The organism is Emticicia fontis (assembly GCF_054779675.1).
The window spans coordinates 82,808-100,294 of the sequence record NZ_BAAGXU010000066.1; the positions used below are offsets into that span (position 1 = coordinate 82,808).

At 37.3% G+C, this 17,487-nt stretch carries 19 protein-coding genes; 12 read left to right on the plus strand and 7 right to left on the minus strand.

Annotation, left to right across the window (positions count from 1 at the left end; all coding sequences use genetic code 11):
• Positions 1–12 precede the first annotated feature (12 nt).
• A complete protein-coding gene (locus ACYVFA_RS25870) occupies positions 13–849 on the plus strand; it encodes a hypothetical protein (RefSeq protein WP_460474762.1) in 837 nt (278 codons plus the stop codon).
• Positions 850–875: 26 nt separating this feature from the next.
• On the opposite strand, the gene ACYVFA_RS25875 is transcribed toward ACYVFA_RS25870, so the two are convergent.
• Complete coding sequence (locus ACYVFA_RS25875; RefSeq protein ID WP_460474763.1) at positions 876–1,532, minus strand: DUF1361 domain-containing protein; 657 nt, start codon at positions 1,530–1,532, stop codon at positions 876–878.
• Positions 1,533–1,559: 27 nt separating this feature from the next.
• Positions 1,560–1,877, minus strand: coding sequence for a hypothetical protein (locus ACYVFA_RS25880; RefSeq protein WP_460474764.1), 318 nt, complete (start codon positions 1,875–1,877; stop codon positions 1,560–1,562).
• 163 nt (positions 1,878–2,040) lie between these two features.
• Here ACYVFA_RS25880 and ACYVFA_RS25885 point away from each other — a divergent pair, with 163 nt between their 5' ends.
• On the plus strand, positions 2,041–3,333 hold the full coding sequence (locus ACYVFA_RS25885; protein WP_460474765.1) for a sterol desaturase family protein: 1,293 nt from the start codon (positions 2,041–2,043) through the stop codon (positions 3,331–3,333).
• A gap of 87 nt (positions 3,334–3,420) precedes the next feature.
• Positions 3,421–3,906: a hypothetical protein gene (locus ACYVFA_RS25890; protein WP_460474766.1), complete on the plus strand. Its 486-nt coding sequence runs from the start codon at positions 3,421–3,423 to the stop codon at positions 3,904–3,906.
• 37 nt (positions 3,907–3,943) lie between these two features.
• On the opposite strand, the gene ACYVFA_RS25895 is transcribed toward ACYVFA_RS25890, so the two are convergent.
• Positions 3,944–4,861 carry a patatin-like phospholipase family protein gene (locus ACYVFA_RS25895; RefSeq protein ID WP_460474767.1) on the minus strand — a complete coding sequence of 306 codons (918 nt, stop codon included), beginning with the start codon at positions 4,859–4,861 and terminating at the stop codon, positions 3,944–3,946.
• Between the two features lie 307 nt (positions 4,862–5,168).
• Between ACYVFA_RS25895 and ACYVFA_RS25900 the strand changes: the two genes are divergently transcribed.
• Together ACYVFA_RS25900 and ACYVFA_RS25905 are read left to right on the plus strand one after the other, a co-directional pair.
• On the plus strand, positions 5,169–6,143 hold the full coding sequence (locus tag ACYVFA_RS25900; RefSeq protein WP_460474768.1) for a polyprenyl synthetase family protein: 975 nt from the start codon (positions 5,169–5,171) through the stop codon (positions 6,141–6,143).
• 172 nt (positions 6,144–6,315) lie between these two features.
• Positions 6,316–7,167, plus strand: coding sequence for a serine hydrolase (locus ACYVFA_RS25905; RefSeq protein ID WP_460474769.1), 852 nt, complete (start codon positions 6,316–6,318; stop codon positions 7,165–7,167).
• Between the two features lie 5 nt (positions 7,168–7,172).
• Here ACYVFA_RS25905 and ACYVFA_RS25910 read toward each other — a convergent pair whose 3' ends face one another.
• The gene (locus ACYVFA_RS25910) at positions 7,173–7,628 is read right to left on the minus strand and encodes a sterol desaturase family protein (RefSeq protein ID WP_460474770.1); all 456 of its coding nucleotides are present in this window, start codon (positions 7,626–7,628) and stop codon (positions 7,173–7,175) included.
• A 167-nt stretch (positions 7,629–7,795) separates the two neighbouring features.
• Here ACYVFA_RS25910 and pafA point away from each other — a divergent pair, with 167 nt between their 5' ends.
• Positions 7,796–9,427, plus strand: coding sequence for an alkaline phosphatase family protein (pafA, locus tag ACYVFA_RS25915; RefSeq protein ID WP_460474771.1), 1,632 nt, complete (start codon positions 7,796–7,798; stop codon positions 9,425–9,427).
• A 56-nt stretch (positions 9,428–9,483) separates the two neighbouring features.
• Here the strand turns inward: pafA and ACYVFA_RS25920 are convergent, their stop codons facing one another.
• From ACYVFA_RS25920 to ACYVFA_RS25930, 3 genes are all read right to left on the minus strand, one after another.
• Positions 9,484–10,548 (minus strand): serine hydrolase domain-containing protein, encoded by a 1,065-nt coding sequence (locus ACYVFA_RS25920; protein ID WP_460474772.1) that lies wholly within the window; start codon positions 10,546–10,548, stop codon positions 9,484–9,486.
• Positions 10,549–10,601: 53 nt separating this feature from the next.
• Positions 10,602–11,696 (minus strand): helix-turn-helix domain-containing protein, encoded by a 1,095-nt coding sequence (locus ACYVFA_RS25925; RefSeq protein ID WP_460474773.1) that lies wholly within the window; start codon positions 11,694–11,696, stop codon positions 10,602–10,604.
• Positions 11,697–11,761: 65 nt separating this feature from the next.
• Complete coding sequence (locus tag ACYVFA_RS25930; protein WP_460474774.1) at positions 11,762–12,883, minus strand: hypothetical protein; 1,122 nt, start codon at positions 12,881–12,883, stop codon at positions 11,762–11,764.
• 422 nt (positions 12,884–13,305) lie between these two features.
• Here ACYVFA_RS25930 and ACYVFA_RS25935 point away from each other — a divergent pair, with 422 nt between their 5' ends.
• The 6 genes from ACYVFA_RS25935 (at position 13,306) to ACYVFA_RS25960 (ending at position 17,436) form a co-directional block, all read left to right on the plus strand.
• Positions 13,306–13,845 carry an SRPBCC family protein gene (locus ACYVFA_RS25935; RefSeq protein ID WP_460474775.1) on the plus strand — a complete coding sequence of 180 codons (540 nt, stop codon included), beginning with the start codon at positions 13,306–13,308 and terminating at the stop codon, positions 13,843–13,845.
• 9 nt (positions 13,846–13,854) lie between these two features.
• Entirely contained in the window at positions 13,855–14,076 is a 222-nt protein-coding gene (locus tag ACYVFA_RS25940) for a hypothetical protein (RefSeq protein ID WP_460474776.1), read from the plus strand.
• Positions 14,077–14,122: 46 nt separating this feature from the next.
• Complete coding sequence (gene recA, locus ACYVFA_RS25945; protein WP_460474777.1) at positions 14,123–15,190, plus strand: recombinase RecA; 1,068 nt, start codon at positions 14,123–14,125, stop codon at positions 15,188–15,190.
• Between the two features lie 244 nt (positions 15,191–15,434).
• Positions 15,435–16,244 (plus strand): PspA/IM30 family protein, encoded by an 810-nt coding sequence (locus ACYVFA_RS25950; protein WP_460474778.1) that lies wholly within the window; start codon positions 15,435–15,437, stop codon positions 16,242–16,244.
• A gap of 14 nt (positions 16,245–16,258) precedes the next feature.
• Entirely contained in the window at positions 16,259–16,816 is a 558-nt protein-coding gene (locus ACYVFA_RS25955) for a TerD family protein (protein WP_460474779.1), read from the plus strand.
• Positions 16,817–16,827: 11 nt separating this feature from the next.
• Positions 16,828–17,436, plus strand: coding sequence for a TerD family protein (locus tag ACYVFA_RS25960; RefSeq protein ID WP_460474780.1), 609 nt, complete (start codon positions 16,828–16,830; stop codon positions 17,434–17,436).
• Positions 17,437–17,487 lie beyond the last annotated feature (51 nt).

The window sequence follows — 17,487 nt, forward strand, 5'->3', positions numbered from 1 at the left end:
CTTTATAATTTCATGTTTCTGTACAAAATCTATATGCTGTTGTTTTCGATGAAAGTTGCCATGTGCAATTGTCATTCCGAAATAAATAAAAGTGGTTTTCAATCAGCCAAAACCCAGTACACAATCACTAAAACAGGGCAGATGCCTGTCTGTATCAACGAAAATTCCGGCCTTGCTCCTGCCTGGCAGGATAACTATTACTGGACACATAATGACGGTGGTGGGAATACAGAACTATACATGATTGACAAACGAGGTTATATTTTTGACACCCTATTTGTAAATGACTCACAAAATATTGATTGGGAAGAACTAACCAAAGACAACCTGGGGAATATTTATATCGGTGATTTTGGAAATAATAACCAGGCCAGACAAGACCTCAGTATCTATAAACACAAAAACGGTAAAACCGAAAAGATTACTTTCCGCTATGCCGACCAAACAGAATTTCCGTCTCAGAAACGTGTCTTTGATTGCGAGGCATTCTTCTGGTATAAAGATAATTTATACCTGTTTTCGAAAGACTGGTCTAATACCCACCATACCAAGTTATACGTAATACCTGATAAAGCAGGAGACTATACAATAAGCCCTAAAGACAGTGTTTTTTTGAAAAGCCCGGTTACAGCCGCCGATATTAGTCCTGACAGAAAAGAGTTTGCCTTGCTTTCGTATGGAAAGATTTATATTTTCGAAATTGCCAGTAACGAGATTAATTTTTCGAAGCCCAAATCATGTATCAAAATTGGCCGCGCCCAGATGGAAGCACTTAATTATACCAGCAATACCGATTTTATCATGACTAATGAGCAAAGGAAGATTTATACAGTAGTGAAGAATAAGTAATATTCTTTCATTATTTCCAAGCATTACTATACCCGTTCCAATTCTGTATTTTGCGTAGAACCAAAATTGCGATAGGCGATATAGAATCCTAAAATCACGAAGGCATAGGTAAATGTCAGTTTAAATGCCATTGGGTTCCTGAATTGATGCAATACCCTACCCGCAAACCAAAGTGGCTGGCTGAATAAATCCCAGCTATTCAGGCGACAGTATCTTCCTAAATAAATACCAAAACCTAATAGTATAAGACTACCAACAACTACACTCCACGATTGTATTTTGCCGAACAAACTTTCAAGAGTCTGGTGTACAATGCCTAAAGAACTCAGGCCAATCAACAAACCTGTAATGGCAAAAGTGAAAATCAGCAGGCTATCAAACCAGAGAATATTCTGAGAATAATCTTTTAGGTGCAGTAAGTCTGTGATGATATACGGAGCATTAGGAAAAAATAACAGCCACAAGAAAAGCATAATATAGGCTAAAGGCATATTATTCTGTTTCATTGCCTTAAAACTTAGTTGAGCCAGAATAAGCGGAATCCAGGCTAAAAATAGATTCCATAGCAAAAAGCTGTATTTCATATCATCTTTAAGAATGATACGTCCTAAAATAAATACACTACTTAATATTGAAAGAGAAATTAAGCCCTTCGTTGTACGGCTAAGAGTAATAGTTGGCATAATGATATTTTCTGAATCGATTTTTTTCTAATTGTTCAAAGCCTCTGCCTCTCTTTTCTTCCACCATTTGATTAAAGGATTGGCAATCAAAGCTACCAGAAGAACCAACACGATTTGCACAACCATAAAGATTAGAGTCCACAACCAAAATCCTACTCCTTTTGGATCATCCCAAACGTACATGTCTAAGTAATAAATTCTCCATACGCCAGCAACAAAAACCACTATATTAAACACTACAAATATACCGTAATAATTCTTCTGCACTTGCGCCAGATATTTTGCAGAAAAGTGTATACTGATGATTAAAAAGAAGATGAACCCAAGAATAATTGTCAGAATCATAGCAAAGTCATTTAATATACGTATAACTGTTTTTTATGCCGGATATTATCTACTCCCGAATTTAAACACTAAAAATTGATAACAATTCGTTTCTCTAAAAAACTTTAAAATTTCTTAGAATATTACTAACTTGCATACTATAATATTGTGCAAGCATACTATAATGGAAACCTACGGCAAAATCCTCAACATCGCTATGCCTATATTTCTGGGCCTGGTATTGTTAGAAAAATTCTATGGCTGGTTCACTAAGAAAGAATCATTCAAAACAATGGATATGCTTTCGAGCATGACTTCGGGTTATACCAATATCATCAAAGATGTATTAGGTTTAAGTATCTCATTGCTTACCTATGATTATATGGTTAAGCATTGGGCCATCTACAAAGTAGAATCGACCATCTGGGTATATATCATCGCCTTTATTGCTTTAGATTTCTCCGGTTATTGGGTACATCGCCTGAGCCATCAGATTAATTTCTTCTGGAACAAACACGCCATTCACCATAGCAGCGAGGAATTTAATCTGGCTTGTGCCTTACGTCAAAGTATCTCAACTTTTGTTAATCTCTTTACGGTTTTCTTATTGCCTGCTGCATTACTGGGTGTAGATGGAAAAGTAATAGCCATCGTAGCACCTTTGCATTTATTTGCACAGTTCTGGTATCATACGGTGTATATCCGCAACATGGGTTTTCTTGAAAAAATCATTGTTACGCCTGCGCACCATCGGGTACACCACGCCATTAATCCTGAATATTTAGATAAAAATCACTCACAGATATTCATTATCTGGGATAAATTGTTTGGTACTTTTCAGGAAGAATTACCAAATGTGCCTCCGGTATATGGTATTACTCGCCCAGCAAATACCTGGAATCCGATCAAGATTAATTTTCAACATCTATGGCTATTGATACAGGATGCTTACCGCACCAATAGCTGGAAAGATAAAATGCGCATCTGGTTTATGCCAACGGGTTGGAGGCCAGCTGATGTAGCTGATAAATATCCGGTACATAAAATAGATGATCCTTATCATTTTGAAAAGTATGCGCCTAAAGCATCTATGCTTATGCAGGTATGGATATGGATACAGTTCCTTTCTACGTTCGCTTTGGTAAGTTATTTCTTCGCCAATCTGGCTAGCATCGGTAGCCCGAATATATTTATCTACGGAGGCTTTATCTTCCTGATTGTATTCAGTTATACCGAACTGATGGATAGAAATCCGTATGCTTTATTGTATGAAACATTAAAAAATATCATAGGTTTGGTAATAATCTATCAAATGGGTGACTGGTTCGGCATTGATGCCAAATTACCTTGGGCAACCGTAGCGATTGCGGCTTATTTCATTCTTTCTACGCTAGTAACAGCCTATTTTGTGTGGTTTGATTTGCGTAAAGATAAGGCTGTGAGTGAAGCGGCTTTTTCTGAAGTAGTGCAGTCTTAAGATATTATTTGGAGAAATCATCTGGTATCAATCTTGCCACTATTAGCTTATTTATTTAATATGCTATATAAAACAGCTGTGATTAAAATGAAAAAACTAATTTCAATTATCTGCCTATTGATGGTTATAGGCTGTTCTGAAAAGAAACCCGAAAAGTCTATAAATGAGCCTTCTAAAAGTGAAGAAGTCTTAATAAATGAAGTCATCAATAACGGAAATACTGATTCTTTTGATGAATTACTATATGCTTCTTTAGATAACACCATGCCAGAATATATGTTACCTTATGCCATAATAATGGCTAATAAGTATAAGTATGATAGGGCAGCCTTACAGGTATATAGGATATTTTGCGATTTAAGTAATCATAAAGAATTTGATGACTTAAGTAATTTAGATGAAGAAACCCGAAAATTGGCGATTAAATATCTGATAAAAGCATCTCTTACAAATTTCGAGGCAAAAGAAATATATGCCAAGCATTTAATTGAAGGAATATATGTAAAGAAAGATATTGAGGCAGGGAAAAAACTGCTTAAAGAAGTAGAAGCTTACAATAATTCCTCTCATTAATCTCTTATTATAAGCTTCTATTATAACCTCTTCCCTCCTATACCCTCTCAAACAATTTCTTATAAGCATGTTCATACCCTTGCTTAATTACCTCTCTGATGTCGTTTGAGCTAAAATCTGTCAATTCTAAATTAATCGGTTCATCTGGGCGTATAATAGTCAGGTTGATTTTTCTGGCTAATTTAAACGAGCCGATACTCATATAATTCTCTGCATAATTTTCGGCCCAATCAATATCACTATTCTCAAACTGATTTACCGTAATATCCTTCACGCGCTCTATTAGACTCAGAAAACTTCTATAATTAAAATGCTCCATCGGGCGGTGCTTTGGGTGGGTAGCAATACAATAGATTTCAGTAGCCCCATCTTCAATAGCCTTTTTTACAGGTACTACCTCTCTCAACCCACCATCCATATAAGCCTCACGGTGGTCACCCCCGATTTGTATAGCAGGCATAATAAAAGGTAATGAGCTACTGGCGCGAAGATAATCCAGAAAGTATTGCTCCAGAGGGTCAACATATTTCATTTCGCCGGTATTGATATTCACAGCGCCTACTTTCAGATAAATAGGGCTTCGGCGAAGGGTATTAGAACTAATATATTTTCTTAATTTATCATGAAGCGGATTCGTATCAATCAGGCCATCAAAGCGGCTCATGATGGTATCTATCCCTAAAGAAAATCTTGATTTCAGAATACCTATATCAGAAGGTTTGGTGATGTTTTCAAGCCAGAATTTTAACAGTTTTTTATTGACCAGATCCCAGTTTATTTCTCCTTTCTCTATGTATTGCGCTCCTGCTTCGTTCACCATAAAACTGGCATTTAAAGCTCCCGCAGAAATACCGTAAATCATTTCGGGTCTGAATCCCGTTTCTAAAACTGCTTGAATCGCGCCTACTTGCCATGCTCCCTTTAACGAGCCACCGCCCAAAACTAATGCCTTCATGTATAATGGTTAAAATTGATGGAGCGAGTTAGTGAATAATTTGTAAATTTTCAAATATATCATCCGAAATTAAATTTGGCTATCAATGCAATCAGCTTTATATTTGAACCAGATTTACTAACAACAAAACACACCGGCTTGAATAGTTTATTTATTAATGTTGGGAATTGAAGATTTAAGATAATTATTAGTTTTTTTTGCACAAAATCACTAAATTTTATACAATTTGCTTAATTCTGCATTAAAAATCAGTTTTCGGTCGTAACATTGTACCAATAGAGTGAGTCATCAACTTACTCATGTCTTCATGTCTTTAAATATAAAGCAAATACAGGCTCCTATTGAGCAGGAATTGAAGGTTTTTGAGAAAAAATTCCGTCAGTCTATGAAAACTGATGTGATGCTTCTTGACCAGATAATGAACTACATCGTACACCGCAAAGGGAAACAAGTACGACCAATGTTCGTTTTTCTGATGGCAGGTACGGTAGGCACCATCAGTGAATCAACACACCGTGGGGCTGCCATGATTGAACTCTTACACACTGCCACTTTAGTACATGATGATGTAGTAGATGATTCTAATTATCGTCGTGGCTTCTTCTCAATCAATGCACTCTGGAAAAATAAAATAGCAGTTTTAGTAGGCGATTATCTCCTGTCTCGAGGCTTATTACTAAGCGTCAATAATAAAGAGTATTATCTGCTTGAAATTATGTCGACAGCGGTAAAAGAAATGAGTGAAGGTGAGTTGATGCAGATGGAAAAAGCCCGCAGACTTGACATAACCGAGGATGTATATTACGAAGTTATCCGCCAGAAAACAGCCTCATTAATTGCTTCTTGTTGTGCCGCTGGTGCAGCTTCAGTAGGTGCTGACGAAGCTACAGTTGCCAAATGCAAGCTTCTGGGAGAAAAAATTGGTATGGCTTTTCAGATAAAAGACGATTTGTTTGATTACGGCGATGCTGAAATAGGTAAACCTACCGGAATTGATATTAAGGAGAAAAAAATGACCTTACCCCTCATTTATGCTTTGAATCATGCCAGTTGGTCTGAAAAAAGAAATATTATCAACTTAATAAAAAATCACTCCGAAAACCCTAAAAAAGTGGATGAAGTGATTACCTTTGTAAAAAGCTCTGGTGGTATTGATTATACTACCGAAGTAATGAAGCGCTACGTCGACGAAGCTAAAGAGATTCTGTTTACTTTCCCCGACTCCATTTTCCGCCAATCTTTACATGATCTGATTCAATTTACTATTGAACGGACTAAATAAATAGAATATTCAGAACTGACTGTTTATCCTATTTATACAATTAAAACAATACGTGCAATTCTTACAAAAAAGTCAACTTGAAGTATATAAATTATACATTCAGTAAATTTCTATTATCCAATCTATACAAATAAATCTAAACGAACAGTATATTCTAAATTTTCAGAATAAAATGAAAATATATTTTTCTCCTTTCCTACTCATTCTTTATACTTCACTTTCTTTTGGCCAGAATCCATCAGTATACAAGGTAGATACTAACCGAATCAATGATTATTTATCCAGACTTCCCTCAGCTATCAAAGTCAGTATGTCTGTAGAGAGTATTACAGGAGAAAAATACTTTACTCATCGACCAGAAGTAACAGTCCCTGCTGCCAGTATTATCAAAGTACCCATCCTGATGGAATTGATGGAGAAAGTAAAAGCAAAGCAGATTGATTTAAATGCGATTCATGTTTTACAGGCAGTTGATAGAGCCGGAGATTCAAGTATCATTGCGGATAAGCCTGACGGAACGAAATTTACTATCCTTGAACTGGCGCAGGAAATGATACATTCGAGCGATAACACTGCCACCAATATCCTGATTAAAGAAGTGGAAATGGCTGATGTCAACCAAAATTTAATGCGTTTAGGTAGTACAAAAACAAGACTGAACCGTATTATGTTGGATACTTTGGCAGTGAAACAAGGCCGCCAGAACTGGGTAAATACTATAGAAATTAATGATTTACTGCGGAAAATTTATGAGAAAAAAGTAGCAACACCGGCTTTGTGTGAAGAGATGATTAGCATACTGAAAAATTGCAGAGACAAAACCACAATACCTAGAAATTTACCCAAAGATTTGGTAATCGCCCATAAAACCGGAGAATTAGGGTACGTACGTGGCGATGCCGCCATTGTTTACACCAAACAACCTTTTATTCTCTCTATTTTTGTAGAAGGATTTAAAGACTTAAATCAGGCCGAACAGATTATAGGAGATTTGGCAGAAATCTGTTGGGAAAACTTAAAATAGGAGTACTATTCCCGTTTTTTAGGTTCGTATTTTTCGGGAGCATATAGAAAACCAAAAGCCTCTGCCCCCTCTTTGGTATGTACTCTGTGATGAATGTAATGCGCATTCATGATTCGTTTCATGTATTTACTTTTAGCCACAAACTTTATTTTTACTCTGCGGTGTACGATAATATCATGAAAAACGAAATAGGCTACCCCATAGCAAGTAACCCCGGCGCCTATCCAGGTCAGATACCAGAATTCAGGATTGACATTTCCGTAGATAATACTTGAAGCGGCAACAATACTAAAAACTACTGCATAGTAGTCGTTCTTTTCAAAAAAGCCTTTGTGGTGATTATGATGGTCTTTATGCCAGCTCCAGCCGAAACCGTGCATAATGTATTTATGAGCAAACCAGGCCATAAACTCCATAAAACAGAAAGTACCAACTACAATAAGGGCTTTGATCAGGAACATTTTAATGTGTTGAGATAAGGTTAAAATCTATGAAATAGGCTAACTTGTCTTCTTAACACAAAATTAGCATGGATTGTTTGATTTTGCTTGCAGAAGATTTCTAATTTTGATTCTGTTTTTACAACCTGTAACACCAATACAATTTTATACATAAAAATTATCTATTAATGAAACGTTTCACATACCTACTACTCTTACTCAGCCTACCGGTTTTTGCGCAGAAAACGCAAAAGGCTGCTGCCCCAACAAAGCCTAAACTGGTTTTAGGAATCATGGTCGATCAGATGCGCTATGATTATTTGTATCGCTATTATAGCAAATACAGCGAAGGTGGTTTTAAGAGATTAATGAACCAGGGTTTTAATTGCCGTAATAACCATTACCATTATGCCAGTACTATTACAGGCCCGGGCCATGCGGCTGTTTATACAGGTTCAGTTCCGGCAGTAAACGGTATTATTGGCAACGATTGGTATGATCGTTTTTTGAACAGAACAGTATATGTAGCTGAAGATACTACCGTAGTAGCCGTAGGAACAGACGCAGCAGGTACAGAAGGCAAACGCTCACCTGTAAACATGAAAACCACTACTATTACCGATCAGTTGAGATTAGCCACGCAATTCAAATCTAAAGTAATTGGTATTGCAGCTAAAGACCGTGGCGGTATTCTACCGGCAGGGCACTCGGCTAATGCAGCTTATTGGTTTGATGGCAAATCAGGCAACTGGATTACCAGCACCTATTATATGCAGGAATTACCACAGTGGATGAAAGATTTCAACGCCAAAAAATTGCCGGATTACTATAAATCGCAGAAATGGGAAACCTTATTGCCCATTGCACAATACACCGAAAGTGATGAAGATAATCAGGAATATGAAAACTCAATGCCGGGTGAAAAATTGCCTGTGTTCCCACACACAATTACCAGCAATACAGCCATTCTTACCTCTCCTTTTGGCAATAATATGACCAAAGAAATGGCTTTAGCAGCTTTGAAAAATGAGAAAATGGGACAAGGTGCTTTTACAGATTTTCTTTGTGTAAGTTTCTCTTCACCTGACTACGTGGGTCATGCAACAGGAACACGCTCTATTGAAGTAGAAGACACTTATCTACGTCTTGACAAAGATATTGAAGAGATTCTGAATTATCTGGATGCTACTTTAGGCAAAGGTACTTATACTGTTTTCTTAACAGCCGACCACGCTGCTGCTGATATTCCAGCTTTCTTAAATAAAAATAAATTGCCCGGAGGTGTCTGGATGGGTGCTAAAGAGGTAAATTATCTGAATGGCCAGTTGGTAGAGAAATTTGGTGAAGGCAAATGGATATTATCGACTGATAATTATCAGATTACGATGAACCGTGAATTGATGAAGAAAAATAAAGTAGCTATGAACGATGTGTTTAAGCTAGTGCAGGATGAATTACTTTCAATGGGTTCTCCGGTTTATCAGGTAGTTAATTTCCATGATATGGCAAATACAGTAATTCCACCCTTCTATAAAACATTGGTTGAAAATGTATATAACCCCAAACGCAGTGGTGATTTCATGGTATTGTTAGAGCCGGGTTGGTTTCATAGCGGAAGCAAAAAAGGTACAACCCATGGCACTATGTGGCAATATGACCGCCACGTACCTCTATTGTGGTATGGCTGGAATATTCCGGTAGGTGAAACAACACAACAAACTTATATTGCCGATATTGCTGCTACTTTAGCGGCCTTGCTTAAAATACAAGAACCAAGTGGTTGTATAGGCACGCCTATTGCACCGATATTTAAGAAGTAGGCAATTAAATTTTCAGTAAAAAGGTGCCGTCAGAAATATTCTGGCGGCACCTTTTTTTATAAACAAGCTTCAATCATGAGATGATGTAAATACTGATGGTGTTGGCGTGAGGCTTGCTTGCCTTTCCACATAAATAAGCCTTGCTGTAACATTGCACGTCCGGTATCATTTCTTGATACAACTACTAATCTATTTTTGCGGTCGACAATCATAAACTGCCCTCCCCAACCTGATGCCCAGAAAGTACCCTCGTCGGTATCATTCAACCATAAATAAGCGTAATGGTCAAATGGCTCATTATTTTTATCTTCCGAATACGGAAAGGTGCTTTCTGCTACCCACTTAGCCGAAATGATAGTTTTACCATTCCATTTACCATCATTCAGCATAAGCATCCCAATACGAGCTAAGTCTTCGGCTGTCATGAAGATAATGTATTGCCTATGCTCAGAATAATCCGGCTGTTTATAGATTATATAATTGGCCTTGAATTTCTTCATGCCTAAAGGCCTGGCCAGCCATTCTTCAATGGCTTCTCCAATACTTAAATGAGTTTGCTGTTCGAAAATAGCACCCAGTACATTAAAGCCCCAGTTATTATAATAGAAAAACTCTCCCGGTTTGTGCATTCCACGTTGTGGGCGAGCAGCTTTCATTTCTTTAGTTTCGCCTGAGGCTTCAATATAAATACCAGAGCGAGACATCAATAAATCTCTCACGGTACAAGTCTTTTCAATAGCTGTTAATGGTGCTTTACTATCATCAATTTTTAACTCTGCCAAGGTCTGATTTAATCGAATGAGTCCTTTATCAATCGCTATCCCATATAAAACGCTCATAATACTTTTACGGGCCGAGTGGGTCATGATGGGTAAATGAATATCACCCCAGGAAGCCAAAATGCTATCATTTTTAATGGCGATAAAAGCATCGTATTCGGTCTTATCTTTCAAAAACTGATAAGCTTGTTTGATTTTATCAGTATTTTTAGGCGAACTTATATTTGGTAAAGGCTCATAGGTTTTATTAGCTCTATTCCAGAATTTTGGTGAGCAGGAAACAATGAATGTGGCACTTGCCAGCAAGGCGATGAGAATAATGATTTTTCTTTGCTTTTTCATGATTGATTTTTATTTTTCAGCAAAGAAAAGCCATCAAACTACCACGAATCCTCTCAAAAAGGGTTTTGAGAGTTATTTTTTTGTAGAAAATCCTTCGGTGATTGTCCGGTGATAGTTTTAAAGACCCGATAGAAACTTGCCTCGGAATTAAAGCCTGATTCTAAAGCAATACCCAATATTGAAAGATGTTTATATTCCTGATTGATTAATTTACGTTTCACTTCTTCTACCCTTTTTTCATTAATGAAATTTCTGAAGTTCTGTTGAAATGCTTCGTTGATTACCGTTGAAAGGATGCCCTCAGCTACCCCTATTTGTTTGGCTAAGGTGCTCAAATTCAGTTCGGCATTTAGATACACTTTTTCTTCATTTATTGCCTTAACCAATTTTTCTTTGATAGTAGAAATCTGCTCAGTATCTAAAGCAATCGTTGCCCGTTTTTCAGTCTGAAATGCGACTTCAAAATCTTTTTGCTGATAACCAACAAAACCTAGATAATACACCAGTACAGCCAGATAAAAATAAAAAAACTGCCATTGAACAAAATGCCTTGAGCCAAAGTTAAAAAATACTTCCAGTGGAATATTAATCATCAGAATAGCTACTAAAACACCCATGGCTATCAAGACATGACGCAGCCAGTTATAAGTGGGATAGGAAGTATTTGAGATATTTGTATTCAGCCATTCTTTATAAGCCTGAATACGATTGAAACTTAAGAACCAATAAACAATACCCGATAACACCGATAATATATCTTCAAGTTTCTTAATCCGGTTGTAATATAGACTTTCGGCTAATTGGTCTTTCAGGATAATATTATTCGTTTGGATAGTCTCTATATATACCCAGATAGCATGACATAAAAACAAAAGCATTGGTACAAAATGCAGCCAGTCTTTTCGTTTAACCCGATAATTAGCTTGGGTCAGCGAAAGTGTATATACATAAAAAAGTGGCTGAATCAACAAATCAATGGCTAAGGGCAGATAACGCCAGTGAAGCTTCTGCCAGAGCCCTAGCGTATGAATCAGTATTTTAAAACTTAAGATAATAAACGTTAGCAGGATGAAGGCTAAGATAGTTTTATTAGTTCTTATAGGTCGGTGCAATAAAAGCAATGTGGCACAAATCAATCCTTGTGCCATGCCTAATAAAACGATTATGTCAAAAATCTGGAGGTTGATGGTATCTTTGTCGTTGTTTTTATCTATTAATTCAACTGATATTTCACATATAAGCCCTCTGAATGTTCAAACATACCATTTTGCACATCATAATGTGGTTCTACTCTCAGAGAAATATTCAATCCATCTATCACTTTCCAGTCTTTGACTAATCTTAATGTCAGGATACTCCTATACGGCTCATAATAACCATTGCTATTGAATTTGCGGGAGTATGATTGATATAAGTCATTCCCCATAGGTGAATAGAAGAAATGCCCGAACCAATAGCTTACCCCTACCTGAAATTTAGGGTGTTGCCAATAACCGTTCAGGTAATAGGCCGTTCCTTTATATGGCGATTCATAATAGCCTACATAATAATTATCAGCCACAAGGCTCTGATTACCCAGAAAATCTTTCTGCACTCTCACTCCTAATGCTGTATTTAAACGGGTGGCTACCGGTTGCAATGTCTGGATATTCTGCCCGCCTATGTGATAGATACTTCCTTGTACCAATCCCTTTATCTTAAAGCCTTTTACCAGCAAGGCAGGGCTATAAAAAGAAAGTCCATTCCAGATATATTCCTGATGTGTTTGTCCTGGGCCTGTGCTGCGCTGCCAGTCAACCCAGAAATCGAAGAAAGTTTCATCGGTGAGATTACTGTTTTTCAGCGTTGTAGTTTTTTGATATTTCACCTGTGCGCCATGCTCTAACGGAGCACTCACAAAACGCTCAAAACTCATCATTGGCTCAACCATCCGGTGATTGATATTTCCTTCTATATTCCCGAATAAAAAACGCCAGTCATTCTGCTTTACCTGAATCGTAAAAGTAGGCTGAATCTCCTTAAAACCATTGGTACCGAACTCTTTTCGGGCAAAACCACCTAATTCAATAGATACTTTTTCATGGGGTTGATAGCTCACTCTAGGGTTCAGATAATAGCCAAAAAGAGTATAACCATCGGCTATATTATTAAAGTATTCGTTGTTTCTGACATAGGTCAAAGCCGAGAACTTAAATTGAACTTTTCCAAGTTTAGACTTGTTATAAGAATAAGTATTTTCAAGTGAATTTGTATTGGTCTGAGCCTGTGTTTTTGAAAGAATTCCAACAAAAAACGCTATACAAAAAAATTTCCAATTATAAAATCCATTCATCATTAAAAAAAACCGTTTATCATTTTTTTGGTGCATAATATTCTAATTTTATATACCTTTGTATTGTCTTAAAGGTCGAGCGTTAATAAAAGTATTCAGAAAAAACTGTTAGCAAAAGGCTTAAAACAAGGCACAGAAATTTTAAAAATTCAATTGTACTTTTTTTATAAAAACCTAAGCACTACCAGATACCCCGATTGAGCATTTTTCTTTGGGGGAGGAAAGTAAAGAAAAAAAATGAAATTAGGTAATCTGGCTTATTGTAAAATTATTAAAAGGTAAGATATATCATATACGCATAGAAGAGGAAAAGGATAGAATAAACGGGTTGAGGAGTTTGATAAAAAGTGGCTTAATACATCGCGCAGCGAACCGATTAACAGCTATTGTCAACAGAATAAATATTAACCTTAAATTTTAAAAAAATGAAAATTCTAAAAACTATCCTATTTGTTATTCTTGGTATTGTTGCCGTTTGTTTAATTGCGGCTTTGTTTATCAAAAAAGATTATGCAGTTGAAAAAGAAGTAGTGATTAACAAGCCAAAAGCTGAGGTTTTTGATTATATAAAAATGCTCAAAAACCAGAACAATTATAGTGTATGGGCGAAAATAGACCCTAACATGAAGAAAGAATTTAAAGGCACTGATGGCACTGTTGGTTTTGTATCAGCCTGGGATAGTGAAGATAGCAATGTAGGTAAAGGTGAACAGGAAATCAAGAATATAGTTGAAGGCGAAAGAGTAGATTATAATCTACATTTTATGAAGCCATTTGATTCGTCGAGCGATGCATATATGGCTACTGAAAGCGTGGACTCTACCCATACCAAAGTGAAATGGGGTTTTGTAGGAAAAATGGCTTATCCAACCAATCTGATGCTTGCCTTTATGGATATGAACGAAGCAGTTGGGAAAGATTTTGCCACAGGTTTGAGTAATTTGAAAGGCTTACTTGAAAAATAATTAAAAAAAATGGCTGTACTTAAAACAAAATACCGGAGCAAAAGTGTTAAAGATGCTCTAAGCACAACTGAAACCAAGAAAAAACGTTTAGATTGCTTTGATTTACTAAAACTGGCAAGTCAGCAGCAGACTGAGAAAAAAATTGAGAATGTATTAGTGGTATCAAATCTAATAGTAAATTTTCAGCGACTGATACAAGAAAATTTTATTTCGACAGCTAACGTTAAGTAACTATCCAATCTTAAATAAGTAACAAACAAATCTTATATACATAAAAATGGCAGCAGAAAAAGACGTAACCAGCGACAAATTGAAGATTCTCCAAACAACGATGGAGAAATTGGATAAAACTTTTGGTAAGGGTACAGTAATGCGATTGAGCGATACAAAAGTTTTGGAAATTCCTTCTATTTCGACTGGCTCACTTGGACTTGACCTTGCGTTGGGTATAAACGGCTTCCCAAAAGGACGTATTGTTGAAATATATGGACCTGAATCTTCTGGTAAAACAACCTTAGCCATGCAAGCGATTGCAGAAGCACAAAAAGGAGGTGGAATAGCCGCATTTATTGATGCAGAGCATGCTTTCGACCGTGTTTATGCCCAAAAATTAGGTATTGATACCAAAAACCTACTTATCTCTCAACCTGATTACGGTGAGCAGGCGCTTGAAATTGCAGAACACCTGATTAGCTCTGGCGCAGTGGATATCTGTGTGATTGACTCTGTAGCTGCGCTTGTACCTAAAGCCGAATTGGAAGGCGATATGGGCGATAGTAAAATGGGTCTTCAGGCACGTATGATGTCGCAAGCCATGCGTAAGCTGACAGGTACTATTAATAAAACAGGTTGTTGCTGTATTTTCATCAACCAGTTGCGTGATAAAATTGGGGTGATGTTCGGTAATCCTGAAACTACTACCGGTGGTAATGCCCTGAAATTCTATGCTTCTGTCAGAATTGATATCCGCCGTATCGGTGCTATCAAAGATGGTGAAGATGTATTAGGTAACCGCACCCGTGTGAAAGTAGTGAAAAATAAATTAGCTCCTCCGTTTAAAGTAGTAGAGTTTGATATTCTTTACGGACAAGGTGTATCTAAAGCAGGTGAAGTACTTGACCTGGCAGTAGACCTTGAAATCGTGAAAAAAGCTGGCTCTTGGTTCTCTTATAATGGCAGTAAATTAGGACAAGGACGTGATGGCGTGAGAGATATGCTGAAAGATAATCCTGAATTATTGTCTGAATTGGAAGACAAAATCAAAGCCGCAGTAGCTAGTGATGCAGATGCCCTAATGGATACCAAACCAGGTGACCAGGATGGCGTTGTAGACAAAGACGAGTAAAATAGATACATTAGGATATAAGTTTGGATTCAAAAAGGCCGCCCATTGGGTGGTCTTTTTTTTGTTGTACATCCTGATATTTCTAAATTCTTCTTTCTCCATTTTCCATTCTCTTTTCTCCACTTCTCCAAAAATCCATCAGATTTTCAAACGTCGCCGTCCTGATTTCTATCCAATCATCAAAAGTATCTTGAGGGCTGTCTGCCTATTCTCTTGCTTTGTCCCCACAAAACAAACGCAGAATATGTGGACAAACTTACTTAAACGAATACTAAATATCAGTAAATCAAAAGCCCACGACACCCTCGACCAAATCGAAGACCCGGTGCAGATGATGAAGCTGGCAGTAGCAGAACTAGAACAAGCTATTGCTCAGATAACCAAGGCTTTATCTATTGCCATGGCTAACCAACTGAGGCTTGAAAAAGACCATGAGCAGTTTAAACTAGAAGGTATTTCGTGGTATCAGAAAGCAGCGAATGCCTTGCAGAGTGGCAATGAAGAACTGGCTAAAAAAGCACTTTCGCAAAAAGCGCTGGCCGAAAAGAAAGAAATTGAATATGGCGTATTGGCTGAAAACTCGCGTCATATGGTGCAAGAATTAAATGTGCAGTTGGACGAATTTAAACTTAAGCTGGAAGAAGCCAAAACCAAACAGCGAATCTATGCTGCTAAGGCTGAAAGTGCCAAGGCTCAGAAACAAATCTCGGAATCGTTGGGCAGATTGAACTCAAGTGCCCTTGCCAATATGAGCAAGTATGAAGATAAGATTAACCAACTGGCCGCCGAAGCAGAAAGTCTGACTGCTTTGAACTCTATGACTCATGGGTTGAACAGGGAGTTCAGAGAAATGGAAAATGATATGAGCGTACAAAGTGATCTGGCGCAATTGAAGAACCAACTGGCCATTGAGTCGGAAAAGCAGAAAGAGGAACGCATGAATGAGATTCAGCAGAAGTTCAATGAATTGAATCAATCGGGTAATCAATTACCCCAATCAGCGAACCCAAAGCCGGATGTAGATAAATTATTAAATGATTTTTTTAAACAATAAAACTATAAAAAACAATGTCGATTAATTTAAAAAAAGGTAGTTCAATTAACCTTACCAAAGAAATGCCCAGACTTAACAAAGTAATGATTGGATTAGGCTGGGAACAAACAGGCAGAACCGTAGACCTTGATGCCTCAGTATTTATTCTGGGTGCCAATGGCCGATTATTATCAGATGATTATTTCATATTCTATAATAACCTGAAATCACCGGATAAGGCAGTAGAACACATGGGTGATAACCGTACAGGCTCGGCGGCAGATGATGATGAGATAATTCTGGCAAACCTGGAAAGCATTACACCTGATGCCAAAGAATTGGCAGTCTGTGTGTCTATCCACGATGCCGTTAACCGTGGGCATAACTTTGGTTTGTTGAAGGATGCTTATATCAGGGTGATAGATGTAGATAGTAAAAAAGAAATTACCAGATATGACCTTGATGCATCTCACTTTACTGAGAATTCAGTAGTATTTGCTAAGGTCAAGAAATCGGGCAATGAATGGTTCTTTGATACTACTTCGCAGGGCTCTATGACCGAATTACAGGGTTTAGTTGATTTATTCTTTTAATCTATAATTCCATGATAAACCTGACCAAGAACTCAAGGATTTCATTAGAAAAAAATGGAATCGATTTAAAAGAAATTACCGTCGGCCTAGACTGGGGAAGTATCAAACACAAAGCTTTTTTTGGTTTGATTAACAATGACGAAGCTGTTGACCTGGATGGTTCAGTATCGCTTTTTGACAAAAACAAGAAGGAAATTGAAACTATCTATTACAATAACCTGAAATCGAGAAATGGAGCCATTAAGCATAGTGGAGATGATAGAATGGGTGATAGTGGAGCAGATAATAAAGATAACGAGGTTATCAGTATCAATTTAGAAAAGATTGATGCCGGTGTAGACACGATATTCTTTTATCTGAACTCATACAGACAACAGGATTTTGCGGCTATTCCTTATTCGAAAATCAGGATTATGGAAGGCAAACATCATAACCCAAAGAACGTATTTGCCAATTTCAATCTATCGTCTGATCCAGCTTATAGTGGACACGTATCAATGCTAATGGCAAAATTAAAACGCACACAAGGCGCACGCTGGGAATTTACGGCATTAGGTCAGCCCGTTGCCACCAAAGATATTGCTGGGACTATAAAGTTGATTCAAAGTGAATATCTATAATAGATATTCTGATGGGTGTCACGTTTGTGGCACCCATATTTTTATTGCCTG